Source organism: Streptomyces sp. BBFR102 (assembly GCF_051397025.1).
Classification (GTDB): domain Bacteria; phylum Actinomycetota; class Actinomycetes; order Streptomycetales; family Streptomycetaceae; genus Streptomyces.
In genome coordinates, this window is sequence record NZ_CP195757.1 from 4,121,658 (window position 1) to 4,139,681 (window position 18,024).

9 protein-coding genes are annotated in these 18,024 nt (G+C 73.2%); 6 read left to right on the forward strand and 3 right to left on the reverse strand.

Annotation, left to right across the window (positions count from 1 at the left end; genetic code table 11):
- Nucleotides 1-153: 153 nt before the first annotated feature.
- Together ACSLIC_RS18475 and ACSLIC_RS18480 are read right to left on the reverse strand one after the other, a co-directional pair.
- Nucleotides 154-1,740, reverse strand: a complete 1,587-nt coding sequence (locus ACSLIC_RS18475) for an alpha/beta hydrolase (RefSeq protein ID WP_436738812.1) — start codon at nt 1,738-1,740, stop codon at nt 154-156.
- A 103-nt stretch (nt 1,741-1,843) separates the two neighbouring features.
- The gene (locus ACSLIC_RS18480) at nt 1,844-4,597 is read right to left on the reverse strand and encodes a lysylphosphatidylglycerol synthase domain-containing protein (RefSeq protein WP_436738813.1); all 2,754 of its coding nucleotides are present in this window, start codon (nt 4,595-4,597) and stop codon (nt 1,844-1,846) included.
- Nucleotides 4,598-4,949: 352 nt separating this feature from the next.
- On the opposite strand from ACSLIC_RS18480, the gene ACSLIC_RS18485 reads away from it, so the two are divergent.
- The 5 genes from ACSLIC_RS18485 to nudC all read left to right on the forward strand — a co-directional run bounded on the left by ACSLIC_RS18485 (nt 4,950) and on the right by nudC (nt 15,138).
- Nucleotides 4,950-5,330, forward strand: a complete 381-nt coding sequence (locus ACSLIC_RS18485) for an MGMT family protein (RefSeq protein WP_436738814.1) — start codon at nt 4,950-4,952, stop codon at nt 5,328-5,330.
- Between the two features lie 405 nt (nt 5,331-5,735).
- Complete coding sequence (locus tag ACSLIC_RS18490; protein WP_436738815.1) at nt 5,736-8,963, forward strand: ATP-dependent helicase; 3,228 nt, start codon at nt 5,736-5,738, stop codon at nt 8,961-8,963.
- A gap of 172 nt (nt 8,964-9,135) precedes the next feature.
- Nucleotides 9,136-12,645, forward strand: coding sequence for a UvrD-helicase domain-containing protein (locus tag ACSLIC_RS18495; protein ID WP_436738816.1), 3,510 nt, complete (start codon nt 9,136-9,138; stop codon nt 12,643-12,645).
- 9 nt (nt 12,646-12,654) lie between these two features.
- Complete coding sequence (locus tag ACSLIC_RS18500; RefSeq protein ID WP_436738817.1) at nt 12,655-14,058, forward strand: dipeptidase; 1,404 nt, start codon at nt 12,655-12,657, stop codon at nt 14,056-14,058.
- A 135-nt stretch (nt 14,059-14,193) separates the two neighbouring features.
- Nucleotides 14,194-15,138 carry an NAD(+) diphosphatase gene (nudC, locus tag ACSLIC_RS18505; RefSeq protein ID WP_436738818.1) on the forward strand — a complete coding sequence of 315 codons (945 nt, stop codon included), beginning with the start codon at nt 14,194-14,196 and terminating at the stop codon, nt 15,136-15,138.
- 69 nt (nt 15,139-15,207) lie between these two features.
- Here nudC and ACSLIC_RS18510 read toward each other — a convergent pair whose 3' ends face one another.
- Nucleotides 15,208-15,465: a mycoredoxin gene (locus tag ACSLIC_RS18510; protein ID WP_436738819.1), complete on the reverse strand. Its 258-nt coding sequence runs from the start codon at nt 15,463-15,465 to the stop codon at nt 15,208-15,210.
- A 225-nt stretch (nt 15,466-15,690) separates the two neighbouring features.
- On the opposite strand from ACSLIC_RS18510, the gene ACSLIC_RS18515 reads away from it, so the two are divergent.
- Nucleotides 15,691-17,874 carry an ATP-dependent DNA helicase UvrD2 gene (locus ACSLIC_RS18515; RefSeq protein ID WP_436738820.1) on the forward strand — a complete coding sequence of 728 codons (2,184 nt, stop codon included), beginning with the start codon at nt 15,691-15,693 and terminating at the stop codon, nt 17,872-17,874.
- The last annotated feature ends 150 nt before the right edge of the window (nt 17,875-18,024 follow it).

The window sequence follows — 18,024 nt, forward strand, 5'->3', positions numbered from 1 at the left end:
TTCGGGACGGCTCCGCCATCGTAAAGTCGACTACGGAGAGTAATCAAGGGGGAAGTGATGCGACTTCTGGAGCTGCCCGGTCCGTATGCGGAAAGCGCGGGTGGGAGGGGATCACCGCTCCCACCCGCGGCCCGCGCGAACCTCATCAGCGCGTCAGGAGCAGACGGTCCCGTTCTTCGGCACGATCCCGTCCAGCAGGTATCCGTCGACCGCCTTGCGGACGCAGGAGTTGCCGCTGTCGTAGGCGCCGTGGCCCTGGCCCTTGTAGGTGATCTCGACACCGACGCCCTTGCCGAGCGCCTTCGCCATCTGCCGCGCGCCCTCGTAAGGGGTCGCCGGGTCCCCGGTGTTGCCGATGACGACGATGGGTGCGGAACCCTCGGCCGACACGTCGGGGTGCTCGGCCGCGCCGGAGACCGGCCAGTCGGTGCAGCTCAGCAGCCCCCAGGCGAGGAAGTCGCCGAAGACGGGGGACGCCTTGCGGAACTCGGGCAGCTTCTCGCGGACGTCGGCCTCGGTGTAGCGCGGCTTGTCGTCGGCGCAGTTGACGGCGATGTTGGCGGCCTGCAGATTGCTGTAGGTCCCGTTCTGGTTCCGGCCGGTCATGCTGTCCGAGAGGGCCAGCAGGATGCGTCCGTCCCCGTCGTAGGCGTCCTCCAGGCCCTGCGTCAGGTACTCCCAGAAGTCCTCGGAATAGAGGGACTGGGCGATGCCGTTCAGCGCGGCGGCCTGGGTCAGCTCGCGGTCGCCGTCGGCCGGCAACGGCTTCTTGTCGAGGGAGGCCAGCAGGTCGGCGATGCGTTTCTTCACGTCGTCGGGGTCGGAGCCGACCGGGCACCCGTCGGCCGTCGCGGTGCACGCCTCGGCGTAGTTGTCGAGCGCGAGCTGGAACCCCCTGGCCTGGCCCAGCGAGCCCTGCTCGGCGTCCTGCGTCGGGTCCACCACGGCGTCGAAGACCGCGCGGCCCACCGTGTGGGGGAAGAGGTGGGCGTAGACCCCGCCCAGCTCGGTGCCGTAGGAGATGCCCATGTAGTACAGCTTGTCGTCGCCGAGCACCTGGCGCATCAGGTCCATGTCGCGGGCCGCGTCGGTGGTGGCGACCTGCGGGAGGACCGTGCCGGAGTTCTTCTCGCAGGCCGCGTTGAACTGCTGCGTCCGCTTGACCAGGCCGGCCCGCTCGGCCGCGTCGTCAGGCGTCGAGTCGGCCTGGAAGAAGTCGTCCAGCTGTGCGTCGTCGAGGCAGGTGACAGGGGAACTGCGGCCCACCCCGCGCGGGTCGAAGCTGACCAGGTCGTACCGCTTGCGCAGGGTCTCGTAGCTGTCGCCGAAGGCGGGCAGGGTGCTGACCCCGGAACCGCCGGGTCCGCCGAAGTTGAAGATGAGCGAACCGATCCGCTGGTCCTCGTTCTTGCCGCTGGTCCTCGCCCGTACCAGTGCCAGGTCGAGGGTGTCGCCGTCCGGGCGGTCCCAGTCGAGAGGCGCCTTCATCGTCGCGCACTGCCACTCGGCACCGCCCGGCAGCGGCGAGGGTGCCGTACCGCCGCCCTGGGCGTCGTCGGGGGCGGGGCACTTCGACCAGTCGAGCTTCTGCGAGGTGAGCCCGCCGGCCGGGGTGGAACCGTTCTGGCTGCCCGGCTCGTCGCTCCCGGAGGCCGAGCAGGCGGAGACCGAGGCGGCGACGGTGAGCAGCAGCGCGGTCGGGAGCAGGACGGTGTGGCGGCGGTGGGGGCGAGTCGGCATGTCCCCCATCCTGCGCGCCACGCAATCCCGGCGCGCGGGGCGGGGGCCGTGCGAGTGAGTGCGCCCCCTACCTTGTGGGCACGCCCCCTGTGCTCCGAGTGCCCTACAGATACCCCTTGCGCGTCAGCTGGTTGAAGAACAGCCACCCCGGCAACACCGGCAGCCACAGCGTCAGCAGCCGGTACAGCAGCACCGCGGGGGCCGCCACCTCCTTGGGCAGGCCGACCGCGATGAGGCCGACCGTCAGCGTGGCCTCGACCGCGCCGACGCCGCCGGGCGTGGGGGCGGCCGACCCGAGGGCGTTGCCGGCGAGGAAGACCACCGCCACGCCCGCCAGCGACACGGTGGTGCTCCCGTCGCCGAAGGCGCGCACGGAGGCGGTCAGGCACATCACGAAGCAGGCCGTCAGCAGCAGCATGCCGCCGATGCCGGTGAGCAGCTTCTGCGGCCGCTGGAGCACGTCGAGCATGCGCGGCACCACGCCGGCGAAGAGCGACCGCACCCGGGTGACGATGAACTTCCGCAGGAACGGCACCGCGGTCACCACCAGCACCAGCACGGCCACGGTGAGGAGACCGGCGATCACCGTCCGGGACGGGGTGAGCGACGGGGTCTTCTCGGTGCCCGTGACGTAGCCGAAGAGGAGGAGCAGCAGGATGTGCGACCCGAGCCCGAAGAGCTGGGACGCGCCGACGCTGGCCACCGCGAGCCCGGGGCGTACGCCGGAGCGCTGGAGGAAGCGGGTGTTGAGGGCCACGCCGCCGACGGCCGCCGGCGCGACGATCTTCACGAAGGAGCCGGCGACCTGGGCGCTCACCGTGCGCAGGAAGGAGACCCGCTCCGGCACGAAGCCGAGCAGGCTCATGGCCGCCGCGAAGTAGCTGAGCGCGGAGCAGAGGACGGCCGCCGCCAGCCAGCCCCACTGGACGTCCGAGAAGAGCGTGCCGAACTCGATGTGGGTCAGCTGTGACAGCAGGAAGTACGCGCCGATCGCACCGGCGATGAAACTGACCAGGGTGCGGGGTCTGATCCGCTCCAGCCGCGCGGGTTCGACCGGGGCCTGCGGGCGGATGCGGAGCACCTGGTGCCGGATCTGGGTGAGCAGATCCTCTTCGCGGGCCTCGTCCAGCGCCTCGTCGATGGCGCGCTTCTCGGCCTGCTTCTCGGCCTTGGCCGTCTTGCGGTCCTCGTGCTGACCGGTCTCCCGGCGCAGCTGCTTGGCCTCCCGGGAGGCGTCCAGCACCGCTTCGCGTTCGCGCTGCGAGCGCTCCCGCGCGAGTCGGCGCAGCGTGGAGCGGGTCGAGCGGGACAGCGCGATCGGCTGGAGCAGGGGCAGGCAGTCGGCGACGGTGTCCGGCCCCAGCACGCCGACGGCCGCGGCCACCGACCGCTCGGCGCCGACCCGCAGCCCGAACGTGGTCAGGAGCTGGGCGATGTCCATCCGCAGGACCAGGTCGCCCGCGGCGATCTCCCCGCCGCGCAGGTCGGTGATGATCACCTTGCCGGAACGATCCACCAGGATGGCGTCCCCGGCCAGCCTCCGGTGCGCGATCCGACGGGACTGCAACGCCCGTACCTGCCGCCAGGTGTCACGCATCAGCTCGTCGGTCACCTCCGTGTCGGCCAGGGAGTCCAGCGAGCTGCCGCCAATGTGCTCGTAGACGAGCATCACGGCGTCCGGGCCGAGTTCGGAGGTGGCGATGAGCTTCGGTGCGTTGGCCCCGGCGGCGATCGCGGCGTACGCGAGGAGCGCCTCCTGCTCCAGTGCCTGGCGCAGGGACTGCAGGCTGCGGCGGGTGGTGATGGAGCGCAGCGTCATCCGGCGCCACACGCGGTAGAAGAAGCCGTGGGCCTGCTGCTCGCGGTCGACGACCGTCACGTCCAGCGGAGGGCCGTCCTCCAGCGTGACGAAGTAGCGCCGGCCGCGGTCGCCCTGGTCCGGGGGCGTCAGTCCGGCCCTTCCGGCAAGGCCGCCCGCGGGCTCCGGTACGTCCTCGGCGCGGGCCGCCGCGACCGGCCGGAAGCCGACATGGCGCAACCCCGCCAGCAGCGTCTGGCCGGTGGGCCGGACGTTGGGCGAGCCGACCGTGTACAGCGTGCCGTAGGCGACGCTCCAGCCGATCAGGATGGTCAGGGCGATCGAGAACGGCGTGGTGTACCCGGTGACCAGCATCGCGAGCGCGTCGAGCAGCAGCACCACCCAGAGCACCACGCGCCACCGGGGTCTGCGCGCCATGCCGACAGCCGTCATGTACGCGATGACCGGGGCGAGGTAGCCGTGCACCGGATCGGTGAGCGCGTGGATGTCGCCGGGGGAGGGCTGGGTCAGCGCGTCCTGGATCGACCCGGGGGCGGATTTCGCCACCCACAGATCGGTGGCGAGGGTCACCCCGTGGGCCAGCACCGCCGCCAGCACGCCGTCGGCGATGCGCAGGCCGTCGCGTTTGATGAGCCGCTCGACGGCGAAGGCCACCGGGACCAGCAGCACCGCGATGCTCGACGCCAGACCGGCGAACTTGATCAGCAGGTCGGGCGCCTGGCCGGTGCCCTCGCGGATGTCCTGCTCCAGCCCCGAGGTGGTGCCGTGCGCGAAGGCCGCCACCGCGAGCAGGACCGCGATGGCCAGGACGCCGATGAGCAGGCGCATCAGATCCGAGGGCCGGTGCACTCGGGCCGCCAGCAGCGGCTCGTCCACCTCGACCGGGTCGCGCTCGGCCCGGTGCGGGGTGCCCTCCGGCCGGGGGTACTTCAAAAGGCCGGGGTGCGGATCGGCGGAGGTGGCGCCGCGGTCGACGTCGGTGTGTGCGGGCGCGCCGGAGTCGTCCGCGCGTGCGCCCTCGTCGTCGCCGGCGTTCATCGCGCCGCCCCTCTCCCCGTCGGCGGGACGGCTGCCGGGTACGGCCCGGGCGGCATCGTCGTCATCGGGACGCGGCGGCACCGGTGCCGTGCTCCGTCGTGCTTCGGCACTCACACCCGTCCGTTCCGTCGTGTCCTGTCGATCTTGGCTTGGCTGTCACCGCCCGCACGATGGTGGCACGAGCGGGCGACACCGCGGGGCATGAGGGGGCAATGCGCGCTGCCGAATCCGCTCTGATAAGCCCCATGGCCCGCATTTCGGGCCCCCGTCCGACGCTCCGGCGGCCGATCCCTCCCGCGGGCCGCGAGCTGTGTCCGGCTGGGCTGTCGGCGGTGTGCGGCAGGATGGCCGCGTGAGCCAGGACACCCCGCCGCCCGTGGAACCGCCCGCCCTGCCGCCCTACGCCGAGCGGGTGCTCGACGTGGCCGAGCTGATCCCGCCCGGCCGCGTGATGACCTACGGCGACATGGCCGAGTGGCTGGAGGAGGGCGGCCCCCGTCAGGTCGGCCGCGTCATGGCGCTCTACGGATCGGCCGTGCCCTGGTGGCGGGTCGTCCGCTCCGACGGGGCCCTGCTCCCCGGCCACGAGCTCCGCGCCCTGGAGCGCTACCGGGCGGAGGGCACCCCGCTGCGCGAGGCCCGGCGCACGGCCGGCTCCCCGGGCAGCGCGCCCCGGATCGACATGCGCCGGGCCCGCTGGGACGGCAGCACCGGTGACACACCTCACTCCTGACACGCGCTGCGAGCCGCCCCGCACCCGGCTCCGCGCGGCTCCGACGCGCTGACCGGCGCGGTTGGCGCCACCCGGGTTGCGCCCGGGCGCGTGCTGCCGGGCGCGCGGCAGGGGAAGCCCGCCGGACGGAAGGCCGCTCGGGGTACGGTCGGTGGTCGGCACCTGGCCGCCACGGCCGCACCGGGCAGCCCGGCGGACGGCGTCGGCGGCCTTCCCTCCCCGGCCCGCACCGAGCGCCTTCCACCAGCACACCCACCAGGACCGGCGATGCACGTGAGCTCCTCTCCTCCCAGCGGCCGCCTGCCCCACCAACAGGCGCGGCAGAGGGCCTCCGGCACGTACCGACTGGTCCGTTCCGCCCCCGTGGCGGAGGAGCCCCCTCGACTGGACGCAGCCCAGCGGGCCGTGGTTGACCATGACGCGGGACCACTGCTCGTCCTCGCCGGACCGGGTACCGGCAAGACCACCACCCTGGTCGAATCCGTCGCCGCCCGCCTCGCCGCGGGCACCGTGCCCGAACGCGTCCTGGTCCTCACCTTCAGCCGCCGCGCCGCCGTGGACCTGCGCGACCGCATGGCGCGGCGCCTCTCCACGGCCACCGCGCCGCGCGCCACCACCTTCCACTCCTTCTGTTACGCCCTGGTCCGCGCCCACCAGGACGCCGATCTCTTCGCCGAACCCCTGCGGCTGCTCTCCGGCCCGGAGCAGGACGTCGCGGTCCGCGAACTGCTCGCCGGACAGATCGAACTCGGACGCCAGGGCCGCGCCCGCGTGCGCTGGCCCGACGAACTGCGCGCCTGCCTCACCACCCGCGGCTTCGCCGACGAGGTCCGCGCCGTCCTCGCCCGCTCCCGGGAACTCGGCCTCGGCCCCGACGCTCTCGCCGAATTCGCCCGGCGCGGGGGCCGCCCCGACTGGTCCGCCGCCGCCTCCTTCCTCGCCGAATACCTCGACCTGCTCGACGCGCAGGGCACCCTCGACTACGCCGAACTCGTCCACCGGGCCGTCCTGCTCGCCGAGACGCCCGAGACCGCCCGGCAGCTCGCCGACACCTACGACGCCGTCTACGTGGACGAGTACCAGGACACCGACCCCGCCCAGGTCAGGCTGGTGCGGGCGCTCGCCGGCAACCACGGCCCCGCCGTGCCCGGAGCCGGCGGCGGGCGCACCCTGGTCGCCTTCGGGGACCCGGACCAGTCGATCTACGCCTTCCGCGGCGCCGACGTGAACGGCATCCTGGAGTTCCCCGAGACCTTCCGCCGCGCCGACGGCGCGCCCGCGCCCGTCGCCGTCCTCACCACCGGCCGCCGCTCCGGCGCGCACCTGGTCGAAGCCACCCGGCACCTCACCCGCCGGATGCCGCTGACCAGGCTCTCCGCCGACACCGTCCGCGCTCATCGCTCCCTCAGCCCGGCCCGGGACGGGGGCCGCGTCGACGCCTACACGTACCCCACCACCGGTGCCGAACTCGACAACATCGCCGACATCCTGCGCCGCGCCCACCTGGAGGAAGGCGTTCCGTGGGGGGAGATGGCGGTCCTGGTCCGCTCCGGCGGCCACACCATTCCCGCCGTCCGCCGGGCCCTCACCTCGGCCGGGGTACCGCTGGACATCGACGGCAACGACCTCCCGCTGCGCCACGAGCCCGCCGTCGCCCCGCTGCTCACCGCCCTGCGTGCCGCCGCGACCGCCGCCCTGCACGACCGGGCCCAGGAGGAGGCGGGCCCGGGCCCCGGCACCGAGGCCGGGGACGCGGCTCCTGCCTGGCTCGACACCGAGACCGCCCTCACCCTGCTGGCCTCGCCGCTCGCCGCCCTCGACGCCGCCGACCAGCGCCGCCTCGGACGCGCCCTGCGCGACGAGGAGCGCGCCGCCGGAAATCCGCTCCCGCCGCCCTCCGACACCCTGCTCGCCCATGCGCTCGCCGAACCGGAGCGGCTCGTCACCCACGAGGGGTACGCCCACGGCGCGCGCCTCCTCGGCGAGTTGCTGCGCCGCGCCCGCACGCTCCTCGCCAAGGGCGGCAGCGCCGAGGAGGCGCTCTGGGAACTGTGGGACGGCACCACCTGGCCGCAGCGGCTTGAGCGGTCCGCCCGCCGGGGCGGCGCCGCCGGGCGCAACGCCGACCGCGACCTCGACGCCGTCTGCGCCCTCTTCGCCACCGCCGCCCGGGCCGAGGAACGTACCGGAGGCCGGGGCACGCTCAACTTCCTCGCCGAGATAGAGGCGCAGGACATCGCCGCCGACACCCTCACCCGCCGCGCCGCCCGCCCGGATGCCGTCCGCCTCATGACCGCGCACCGCGCCAAGGGCCTGGAGTGGCGGCTCGTCGTCGTCGCCGGGGTGCAGGAGGGGGTCTGGCCCGACCTGCGCCGCCGCGGCTCGCTGCTGGAGGCCGACCGCATCGGACGCGACGGCCTCGCCGAACCCCTGCCCCCCGGCGCGCTTCTCGCCGAGGAGCGCCGCCTCTTCTACGTCGCCGCCACCCGCGCCGCCGAACGCCTCGTCGTCACGGCGGTCAAGGCCCCCGCCGAGGACGGCGACCAGCCCTCCCGCTTCCTCGCCGAACTCGGCGTCGAGCCCAAGGACGTCTCCTCCCGGCCCCGCCGCCCCCTCTCCGTCGCCGCCCTCGTCGCCGAGCTGCGGGCCACCACCGTCGACCCGCGCGTCTCCGAAACCCTCCGCGAAGCCGCCGCGCACCGTCTCGCCCGGCTCGCCGCCCTCACCGACGAGGACGGCAGACCCCTCGTCCCCACCGCGCACCCCGACCGCTGGTGGGGCATGCGCGAGCCGACCCGTTCCCAGATGCCGCTGCGGGACCGCGACGCCCCCGTCGTCCTCTCCGGCAGCGCCCTGGAGCAGCTCGCCAACACCTGCGCCCTCCAGTGGTTCCTCGGCCGCGAGGTCAAGGCCGATGCCCCCGCTTCGGCCGCCCAGGGCTTCGGCAACGTCGTCCACGTTCTCGCCGACGAGGTGGCCTCCGGCCGTACCCCGGCCGACCTCGACGTACTCATGGAACGCCTCGACTCGGTCTGGGACGCGCTCGCCTTCGACGCCCCCTGGAAATCCGTCCAGGAGAAGGAGAACGCCCGCCAGGCCCTGGAACGCTTCCTGGAGTGGCACACCCTCGACCGGGCCGGCCGCACCCCCGTCGCCAGCGAGCACGACTTCGACGTCACGCTCGGCGCCGGGCCCTACGAGGTCCGTGTGAGGGGCAGCATGGACCGGGTCGAACAGGACCCGCGCGGCCGCGCCTACGTCGTCGACTTCAAGACCGGCAAGCAGGCGCCCACCGCCGCCGAGGTCGCCCACCACCCCCAGCTCGCCGTCTACCAGCTCGCCGTCACCGAAGGCGCCGTCGACCCGCTCTTCGACGGTGTACGCCCGCAGTCCGGTGGCGCCGAACTGGTCCACCTGCGCCAGCCCGCGCCCAGGAAGGAGGGCGGTGACGCACTGCCCCGCGTACAGCACCAGCCCACGCCCGAGGGCGACTGGGTCGGCGATCTCCTGGCCACCGCAGCCGGCAAGGTCCTCGACGAACGCTTCTCCCCGACCGCCGGACAGCACTGCGCCCACTGCTCCTTTCGCTCCTCGTGCAGCGCCCGGGAGGAGGGGCGGCAGGTGGTCGAGTGAGTGGGAGCGCCCACCGGGCGCCCCGCTCCGGCTCCCGCACGACCGGGACGCGGCCTGGGCCCCCGGTGGCCGAGTCCACAACCTCCGCCTCTACCGTTCTGACCAGGAAGGACACCGAACCGTGTCGCTGAGCGGAGGCCGGGTGTCGTCCGACGGCGCTAGCCTCGCTGGCATGCCCGCACCTCTCAGCGACCCCGAGCAGCTCAAGGAGCTGCTCGGCATCCCCTTCACCCCGGAGCAGACGGCCTGCATCACCGCGCCGCCCGCTCCCCAGGTGATCGTCGCCGGAGCGGGCTCCGGCAAGACCACGGTGATGGCGGCCCGCGTCGTCTGGCTCGTCGGCACCGGACAGGTGGCGCCCGAGCAGGTCCTCGGGCTGACCTTCACCAACAAGGCCGCGGGCGAACTCGCCGAACGCGTCCGCAAAGCACTCGCCCAGGCGGGCGTCACCGGACCCGAGCCGCTCGCCCCGCCGGGCGCAGGACCCCAGGACGACCACACCCCCGGCGAACCGGTCATCTCCACGTACCACGCCTTCGCCGGACGGCTCCTCACCGACCACGGCCTGAGGCTCGGACTGGAGCCGAGCACCCGCCTGCTCGCCGACGCCACCCGCTTCCAGCTCGCCGCCCGGGTGCTGCGGGAGGCACCCGGCACCCACCCCGCGCTGACGCGTTCGTTCCCCGACCTCGTCGGCGACCTCCTCGCCCTCGACGGGGAACTCTCCGAACACCTCGTCACCCCAAAGCGGCTGCGCCACCACGACGAGGACCTGCTCGGCACCCTGGAGAACACCCGGCTCACCAACCCCGACCTGCGGAAACTTCCCGAAGTCGCCCGCGCCCGCCATGACCTGGCCGGCCTCGTCGAGCAGTACCGGATTGCCAAACGCGACCGCGACCTCATCGACTTCGGCGACCAGATCGCCCTCTCCGCCACCCTCGCCGACAGCCACCCGGCGGTGGGCGCCCTGCTCCGCGAAGAGTTCCGGGTCGTCCTCCTCGACGAGTACCAGGACACCTCGGTCGCCCAGCGCATCCTGCTCGCCGGGCTCTTCGGCCACGGCACCGGCCACCCCGTCACCGCCGTCGGCGACCCCTGCCAGGCCATCTACGGCTGGCGCGGCGCCTCCGTCGCCAACCTCGACGACTTCCCCGACCACTTCCCCCACACCGACGGCGCCCCCGCCGCCCGCCACTCCCTCAGCGAGAACCGGCGCAGCGGCGGGCGCCTGCTCGACCTCGCCAACACCATGGCCGCCCCGCTGCGCGCCATGCACACCGGCGTCGAAGCCCTGCGGCCCGCCCCCGGAGCCGAACGGGACGGCACCGTCCGCTGCGCCCTCCTCGACACCCACGCCGACGAGCTCACCTGGCTCGCCGGCCAGATCGCCCACCTCGTCGCCACCGGGACACCCCCCGGCGAGATCGCCGTGCTGTGCCGGACGGCCGGCGACTTCGGGGCGATCCAGAGCGCCCTGGTCGACCGGGACGTGCCGGTCGAGGTGGTCGGCCTCTCCGGCCTCCTCCACCTGCCGGAGGTCGCCGACCTCGTCGCCGTCTGCGAAGTGCTCCAGGACCCCGGCGCCAACGCCTCCCTGGTCCGCCTCCTCACCGGCCCCCGCTGGCGCATCGGCCCGCGTGACCTCGCCCTCCTCGGCCGCCGCGCCCGGCTCCTCGTGGGCCGCGAGCGCGCGGGCACCGACGACCCCGACCGGCGGCTCGCCGAAGCGGTGGAAGGCGTCGACCCGGCCGAGGTCGTCTCCCTCGCCGACGCCCTGGACACCTTTCTCGACGGCTCCGCCGCCGACGACCTGCCCTTCTCCGCAGAGGCCCGCGTCCGGTACGCACAGCTCGCCACCGAACTGCGTGACCTGCGTCGCTCCCTCGCCGATCCGCTCATGGATGTCCTGCACCGCGTCCTGACCACCACCGGCCTCGAAGTCGAACTCTCCTCCTCTCCGCAGGCCCTCGCCGCCCGCCGCCGGGAGACACTCTCCAACTTCCTGGATGTCGCGGCCTCCTTCGCCGCCCAGGAGAAGGACGCCTCCCTCCTCGCCTTCCTCGGCTTCCTGCGCACGGCGGCGCAGTACGAGAAGGGCCTGGACAACGCCCTGCCCGGCGGCGAGAACACCGTCAAGGTCCTCACCGCCCACAAGTCCAAGGGACTGGAGTGGGACGTCGTCGCGGTCCCCGGACTGGTCGCCAAGCAGTTCCCCAGCGAGCAGGGGCGCGAGAAGTGGACCGCCCAGCCCCGGGTCCTGCCGCACTCCCTGCGCGGCGACGCCGCCACCCTGCCGGACGTCGGCGCTCTGGACTCCAAGGGCCTCAAGGCGTTCCAGGAGGCGATGCGCGACCACCAGCACACGGAGGAGCTGCGCCTGGGGTACGTCACGTTCACCCGGCCCCGCAAGCTCCTGCTCGGCTCGGGCCACTGGTGGGGCCCCACCCAGAAGCGCCCCCGTGGGCCCTCCGACTTCCTGCTGGCCCTGCATGACCACTGCCTCGCCGGACACGGGGAGACGGAGGCGTGGGCCCAGCGCCCGGAGGCCGACGCCGAGAACCCGGCGCTGGCGAAGCCCACGGCCGACCTCGCCTGGCCGCTGCCGCTCGACGCCGTCGCGCTCGGCCGCCGCCAGGCCGCCGCCGCCACCGTCCGCGCCCACCTCGACGCCTTGGCAGCCGAACCCTCCGGAACCTCCCCCACCGGCGGAAAGGCGCCCGAACCCGCGTACGCCGCACCCGACGGACCGGACGACTTCCCAGCGGAACCGGAGCCGGAGGACGCGGAGGCTCACGAGGACGGCGACTGGGAGTCCTGGACCACAGACCGTCCGGCTCCGGTTCCGGCCCCGCCCGGCCCCGCACCGGCCGCCACGGAAGGCCCCACTCCGGAGGAAGCCCGCCTCATCCACTCCTGGGACCAGGACCTGGAAGCACTCCGAGGCGAGCTGCTGCGGGCCCGCGAAGGCACCCGGGAGGTGGTCCTGCCCGCCTCGCTGACCGCCTCCGAGTTGATGCGGCTCGCCGCCGATCCCGCCGGGTTCGCGGCAGAACTGGCCCGGCCCATGCCCCGCCCTCCCCAACCGGCCGCCAGGCGCGGGACCCGCTTCCACGCCTGGGTCGAATCCCGCTTCGAAGACGTCCAGCTGCCGATGCTCGACCCCGACGAGCTTCCGGGCCACGACGCCGACATCGCCGACGAGCACGACCTCGAAGCCCTCAAGGAAGCCTTCGAGCAGACCGAGTACGCCCACCGCACCCCGCTCGGCGTCGAGGTGCCCTTCCAGCTCACCCTCGCCGGACGCACCGTCCGAGGCCGTATGGACGCCGTCTACCGGCTCGAACCGGACACCGGCCCGGCCACGCCCCTGTACGAGATCGTGGACTGGAAGACCAGCCACACCCGCGACGCCGACCCGCTCCAGCTCGCCATCTACCGACTGGCCTGGGCAGAGCACCACCGCTTGCCCCTCGAAGCGGTCACCGCCGCCTTCGTCTACATCCGCACCGGGGAGACCGTCCGGCCCCGCCACCTCCCCGGCCGACGAGAGATCGAGCACATCCTCCTCGGCACCGCGTCCGGCCCGCCCCCGGAACAGGGGCCCGCACCCCACGAGCCCGCGGAGCCGGCGCAGCAGACCGGCGAACCACCGGACCGGTCCGCGACTGTCGCCCGATAGGCTTTTGACATGAGCGAGACCTTGGACAACGCCGTCCGCGCGTACATCGAGAACCACCGCGCCGCCTTCCTCGACGACCTCGCCGAGTGGCTGCGCATCCCCTCCGTCTCGGCCCAGCCCGAGCACGGAGCCGATGTACGGCGCAGCGCGGAATGGCTGGCCGCCAAGCTCCGCGAGACAGGCTTCCCCATCGTCGAGATATGGCCCACGGCCGGTGCCCCCGCCGTCTTCGCCTCCTGGCCTTCCGACGACGCGGACGCGCCCACCGCCCTCGTCTACGGCCACCACGACGTGCAGCCCGCCGCCCGCGAGGACGGATGGGACACCGACCCGTTCGACCCCGTCGTCCGGGACGGCCGGATGTACGGGCGAGGCGCCGCCGACGACAAGGGCCAGGTCTTCTTCCACACCCTTGGCCTGCGCGCCCACCTCGCCGCGACCGGCCGCACCAGCCCCGCCGTCCACCTCAAGCTGCTCATCGAGGGTGAGGAGGAGTCGGGCTCCCCGCACTTCCGCCAGCTCATCGAGGAGCGCAGCGACCGGCTGGCCGCCGACACCGTGCTCGTCTCCGACACCGGGATGTGGTCCGAGGACACCCCCACCGTCTGCACCGGCATGCGCGGCCTCATCGACTGCGAGGTCACGCTCACCGGTCCCGGCCAGGACATCCACTCCGGCTCCTTCGGCGGAGCCGTGCCCAATCCGGCCACCGAGGCGGCTCGGCTCGTCGCCGCCCTCCACGACGACCGCGGCGCCGTCGCCGTCCCCGGCTTCTACGACGGTGTGATCCCCCTCACCGAACGGGAGCGCGCCCTCTTCGCCGAGCTGCCCTTTGACGAGGAGCAGTGGCTGCGCACCGCCAAGTCCCACGCCGCCAGCGGCGAAGCGGGCCACACCACACTGGAGCGCATCTGGGCCCGGCCCACCGCCGAGGTCAACGGCATCGGCGGCGGCTACCAGGGCCCCGGCGGCAAGACGATCATCCCCGCCACCGCGATGCTGAAGCTCTCCTTCCGGCTGGTCGCCGGGCAGGACCCCGCCCACATCGAGAAGCAGGTACGCGCCTGGATCGCGGAGCGCCTCCCGGCCGGAGTCGGCCACACCGTGGACTTCGGCGGCGCCACCCGCCCCTGTCTGACCCCCCTCGACCATCCCGCCCTCCAATCCGTCGTCCGTGCCATGAGCCGCGCTTTCCAGCGCCCCGTGCTCTTCACCCGCGAGGGCGGTTCCGGCCCCGCCGCCGACCTGCAGGACGTGCTCGGCGCCCCCGTCCTCTTCCTCGGCATCTCCGTACCGTCCGACGGCTGGCACGCCCCCAATGAGAAGGTCGAACTCGACCTCCTCATGAAGGGCGTCGAAACCGCCGCCCATCTCTGGGGCGACCTCGCCCAGCAGGGGCGCCATGCCCCCTGAGCCGCCCCACTCCACCGACGGCCACCCCGAGACCGCGGCCCCCGCGGACCAGGAGCGACCGCACCCCGCGCCCGCCCCGGCCACCCCGGCAGGACGCACGGAATCATCCACGCCACCGGGGAGTTGGAACCCACTGTGACCACCTGGACCGACGAGCCCAAGGAACCGCTGTCGCTCACCGCGCCCAGCGGCATCGACCGAGCGGCCCACCACCGCCTCGACGAGGCATGGCTGGCCGCCGCCTGGAGCCACCCCACCACCCGGGTCTTCGTGGTGTCCGGCGGCCAGGCACTCATCGACGAGACCGAGGACGGCACCACCGAACTGGTGCTGACCCCCACCTTCGAAGCGCCCCTCACCCGCTCCCACCGCTACTTCCTCGGCTGCGACGAGGACGGCGTGAGCTACTTCGCCCTCCAGAAGGACTCCCTGCCCGGCCGCTTCGACCAGTCCGCCCGCGCCGCCGGCCTGCGTGAAGCCGGACTGCTGCTGTCGCCGCGCGACGCCGGACTGCTCGTCCACGCGGTCGCCCTGGAGAACTGGCAGCGCCTGCACCGCTTCTGCTCCCGCTGTGGCGAGCGCACCGTCATCGCCGCCGCGGGACACATCCGGCGCTGCCCCGCCTGCGGCGCCGAGCACTACCCGCGCACCGACCCGGCCGTCATCATGCTCGTCACCGACGACCAGGACAGGGCGCTGCTCGGTCGGCAGGTCCACTGGCCCGAAGGCCGCTTCTCCACCCTGGCCGGTTTCGTCGAACCGGGGGAGTCCATCGAGGAGTCGGTCCGCCGCGAGGTCTTCGAGGAGGCCGGAGTGACTGTCGGCGAGGTCACCTACGTGGCCAGCCAGCCCTGGCCCTTCCCGTCCAGCCTCATGCTGGGCTTCACCGCCAAGGCCACCTCCCCCCACATCACCGTGGACGGCGAAGAGATCGAGGAGGCCCGCTGGTTCTCCCGCGAGGAACTCCGGGCCGCCTTCGCCTCAGGCGAGGTCCGCCCGCCGTACGGCATCTCGATCGCCGCCCGCCTCATCGAGCTCTGGTACGGCGAGCCCCTCCCCAAGCCGGGCGTCGGCCGCTGACTGTCCCGGGGCCCGCCTGCTCCCGGCCGCATCCGGTGACGGTGCGGCCGGGGCGCGCCGGGTCCCGGATCAGGCGCCCAGCGCCTGCTTGACCTGGGCGAGGCTCGGGTTGGTCATCACCACCGGCTCCCCACCGGCCTTCGGGACGATCTGCAGAGTCGGCACGGTCTGGTTCCCGCCGTTCGCCTTCTCCACGAAGGCGGCCGACTCCGGGTCGTGCTCGATGTTGACCTCTTCGTACGCGATGCCCTCGCGCTCCATCTGGCTCTTCAGCCGACGGCAGTATCCGCACCAGGTGGTGCTGTACATCGTCACAGTGCCCGACATGTCCAGACGCTCCTCGATCGCTCTGCCGCGTACCCGGAAGGGCACACGGGGTGAACTCCGCCGAGCTGAGACGCCCGGTGGCAATGGATCGAACGTAACCGAGCGCGGCGAGATTCCCGTCGGCGTGGTCCACCGCACACTCGGATGGTGTGATCAATACGACCGGGGGTCGTCCGCTGTGGACGAGCCCGGCACCCAGCCCGGCGGACCTGGCAGCATGGCGGGGTGACATCTGCACCGCACACCTCTTCCTTCCCGCGCGTCCCGGAATCGGCCGACGACGTGCTCGCGGGCCTGGACCCCGAGCAGCGCGCCGTGGCCACGGCGCTGCACGGGCCGGTGTGCGTGCTCGCCGGAGCCGGCACGGGCAAGACCCGCGCCCTGACCCACCGCATCGCCTACGGGGTCCGGACCAACCGCTTCCAGCCCACCAGCGTCCTCGCCGTGACCTTCACCAACCGCGCCGCCGGGGAGATGCGCGGCCGCCTCCGCCAGCTCGGCGCCGGCGGCGTACAGGCCCGCACCTTCCACTCCGCGGCCCTGCGCCAGCTCCAGTACTTCTGGCCGAAAGCCGTCGGCGGGACACTCCCGCGCCTGGTCGAACGCAAGGCCCAACTGGTAGCGGAGGCAGGCGCGGCCTGCGGCATCCGCCTCGACCGCAACCAGCTCCGCGACGCCACCGGCGAGATCGAGTGGGCCAAGGTCACCCAGACCGTCCCCGGCGACTACGTGGAGAGCATCGCCAAGAGCCAGCGCCACGCTCCCCGCGACCCGGCCGAGCTGGCCCAGGTCTACGCCCGGTACGAACAGCTCAAGCGGGACAGGGGCGTCATCGACTTCGAGGACGTCCTGCTCCTGACCATCGGCATACTCCAGGACCGCCGGGACATCGCCGACCACGTCCGCGCCCAGTACCAGCACTTCGTCGTCGACGAGTACCAGGACGTCAGCCCCCTCCAGCAGCGGCTCCTCGAACTCTGGCTCGGGGACCGCGACAGCCTCTGCGTCGTCGGCGACGCCAGCCAGACGATCTACTCGTTCACCGGCGCCACTCCCGAGCACCTGCTGAACTTCCGCCTCCGCCACCCCGGGGCGACCGTGGTCAAGCTGGTCCGCGACTACCGCTCCACCCCGCAGATCGTCCACCTCGCCAACGGACTGCTCTCCCAGGCCCGCGGCCGTGCCGCCGACCACCGGCTGGAACTCGTCTCCCAGCGCGACACCGGGCCCGAACCACAGCACATCGAGTACGGCGACGAGCCCTCCGAGGCCGAGGGCACCGCCCGCCGCATCCGCGAGCTCATCGCCGCGGGCGTCCCCGCCGGGGAGATCGCGGTGCTCTTCCGCACCAACGGCCAGTCCGGCCTGTACGAGCAGGCCCTCACCGACGCGGGTGTCCCCTACCAGCTCCGGGGGGCCGAGCGGTTCTTCGAGCGCCGCGAGGTCCGCGAAGCCAAGTCCGCGCTGCGCGGCGCCGCCCGCTTCGGCGGAAACGACGCCGCACTCGATCTGGCCGACGACCTCTCCTCCCAGGTGCGCGCCGTCCTCTCCGCCTCGGGTTGGAGCGCGCGGCCCCCGGCGGGCTCCGGCGCCTCCCGGGACCGATGGGAGTCCCTCGCCGCCCTCGCCCAGCTCGCCGAGGACTTCGGCGCGGCCCGGCCGGAAGCCTCCCTCACCGACTTCGTCGCGGAGCTCGACGAGCGCGCCGCCTCCCAGCACGCCCCCACCGTCCAGGGCGTCACCCTCGCCTCGCTGCACGCCGCCAAGGGCCTCGAATGGGACGCCGTCTTCCTGGCCGGGCTGACCGAGGGCATGCTGCCGATCGCCTACGCCCGCACGGACGAACAGCTTGAGGAGGAGCGCCGCCTGCTCTACGTGGGCATCACCCGGGCCCGGTTCCGGCTGACGCTCTCCTGGGCGCTCTCCCGTACCCCCGGCGGACGTGCGCACCGTGTCCCCAGCCGCTTCCTGAAGGACCTCCGGGGTGCACCGGCGACCAGAGGGGCCTCGGCCCTCTCCCTGGCCGGTGGGAGCGGTGGCTCGTCGGCCACCGCCGCGCTCCGCCGGGGCCCGAGGAAGCCGATCCGATGCCGTAGCTGCGGCAGGAGCCTCACCGACGCCGGCGAGATGAAGCTGATGCGCTGCGAAGGCTGCCCGTCGGACATGGACGAAGGGGTCTACGAGCGGCTCCACAGCTGGCGCGCCGCCGAGGCGGAACGGCTGGGCCAGCCCAGCTACTGCGTCTTCACCGACAAGACCCTGATGGCCATCGCCGAGCTGCTGCCCGAGGACGAGCCCGAGCTGATCCGCATCGCCGGGGTCGGCATGCGGAAGTTTCGCCGGTACGGGACCGATGTTCTCGCCATCTGCGCAGGTCAAGAAGGTGTGAGTGGGGCGGTCGGCAGCTGACGGAAACTCGTCCGGAAAATAGTTTGCGCATGCCCCGCGAATCCCCATAGGTTCTTAGGCACGGGAACAGGCGCTTCTTCGAAGCCCTGGATCCGTGCTGTACCGAGTTCAACCGCAGGGCCGTTCGCGGTCCACGAGACGCCGAGAGGA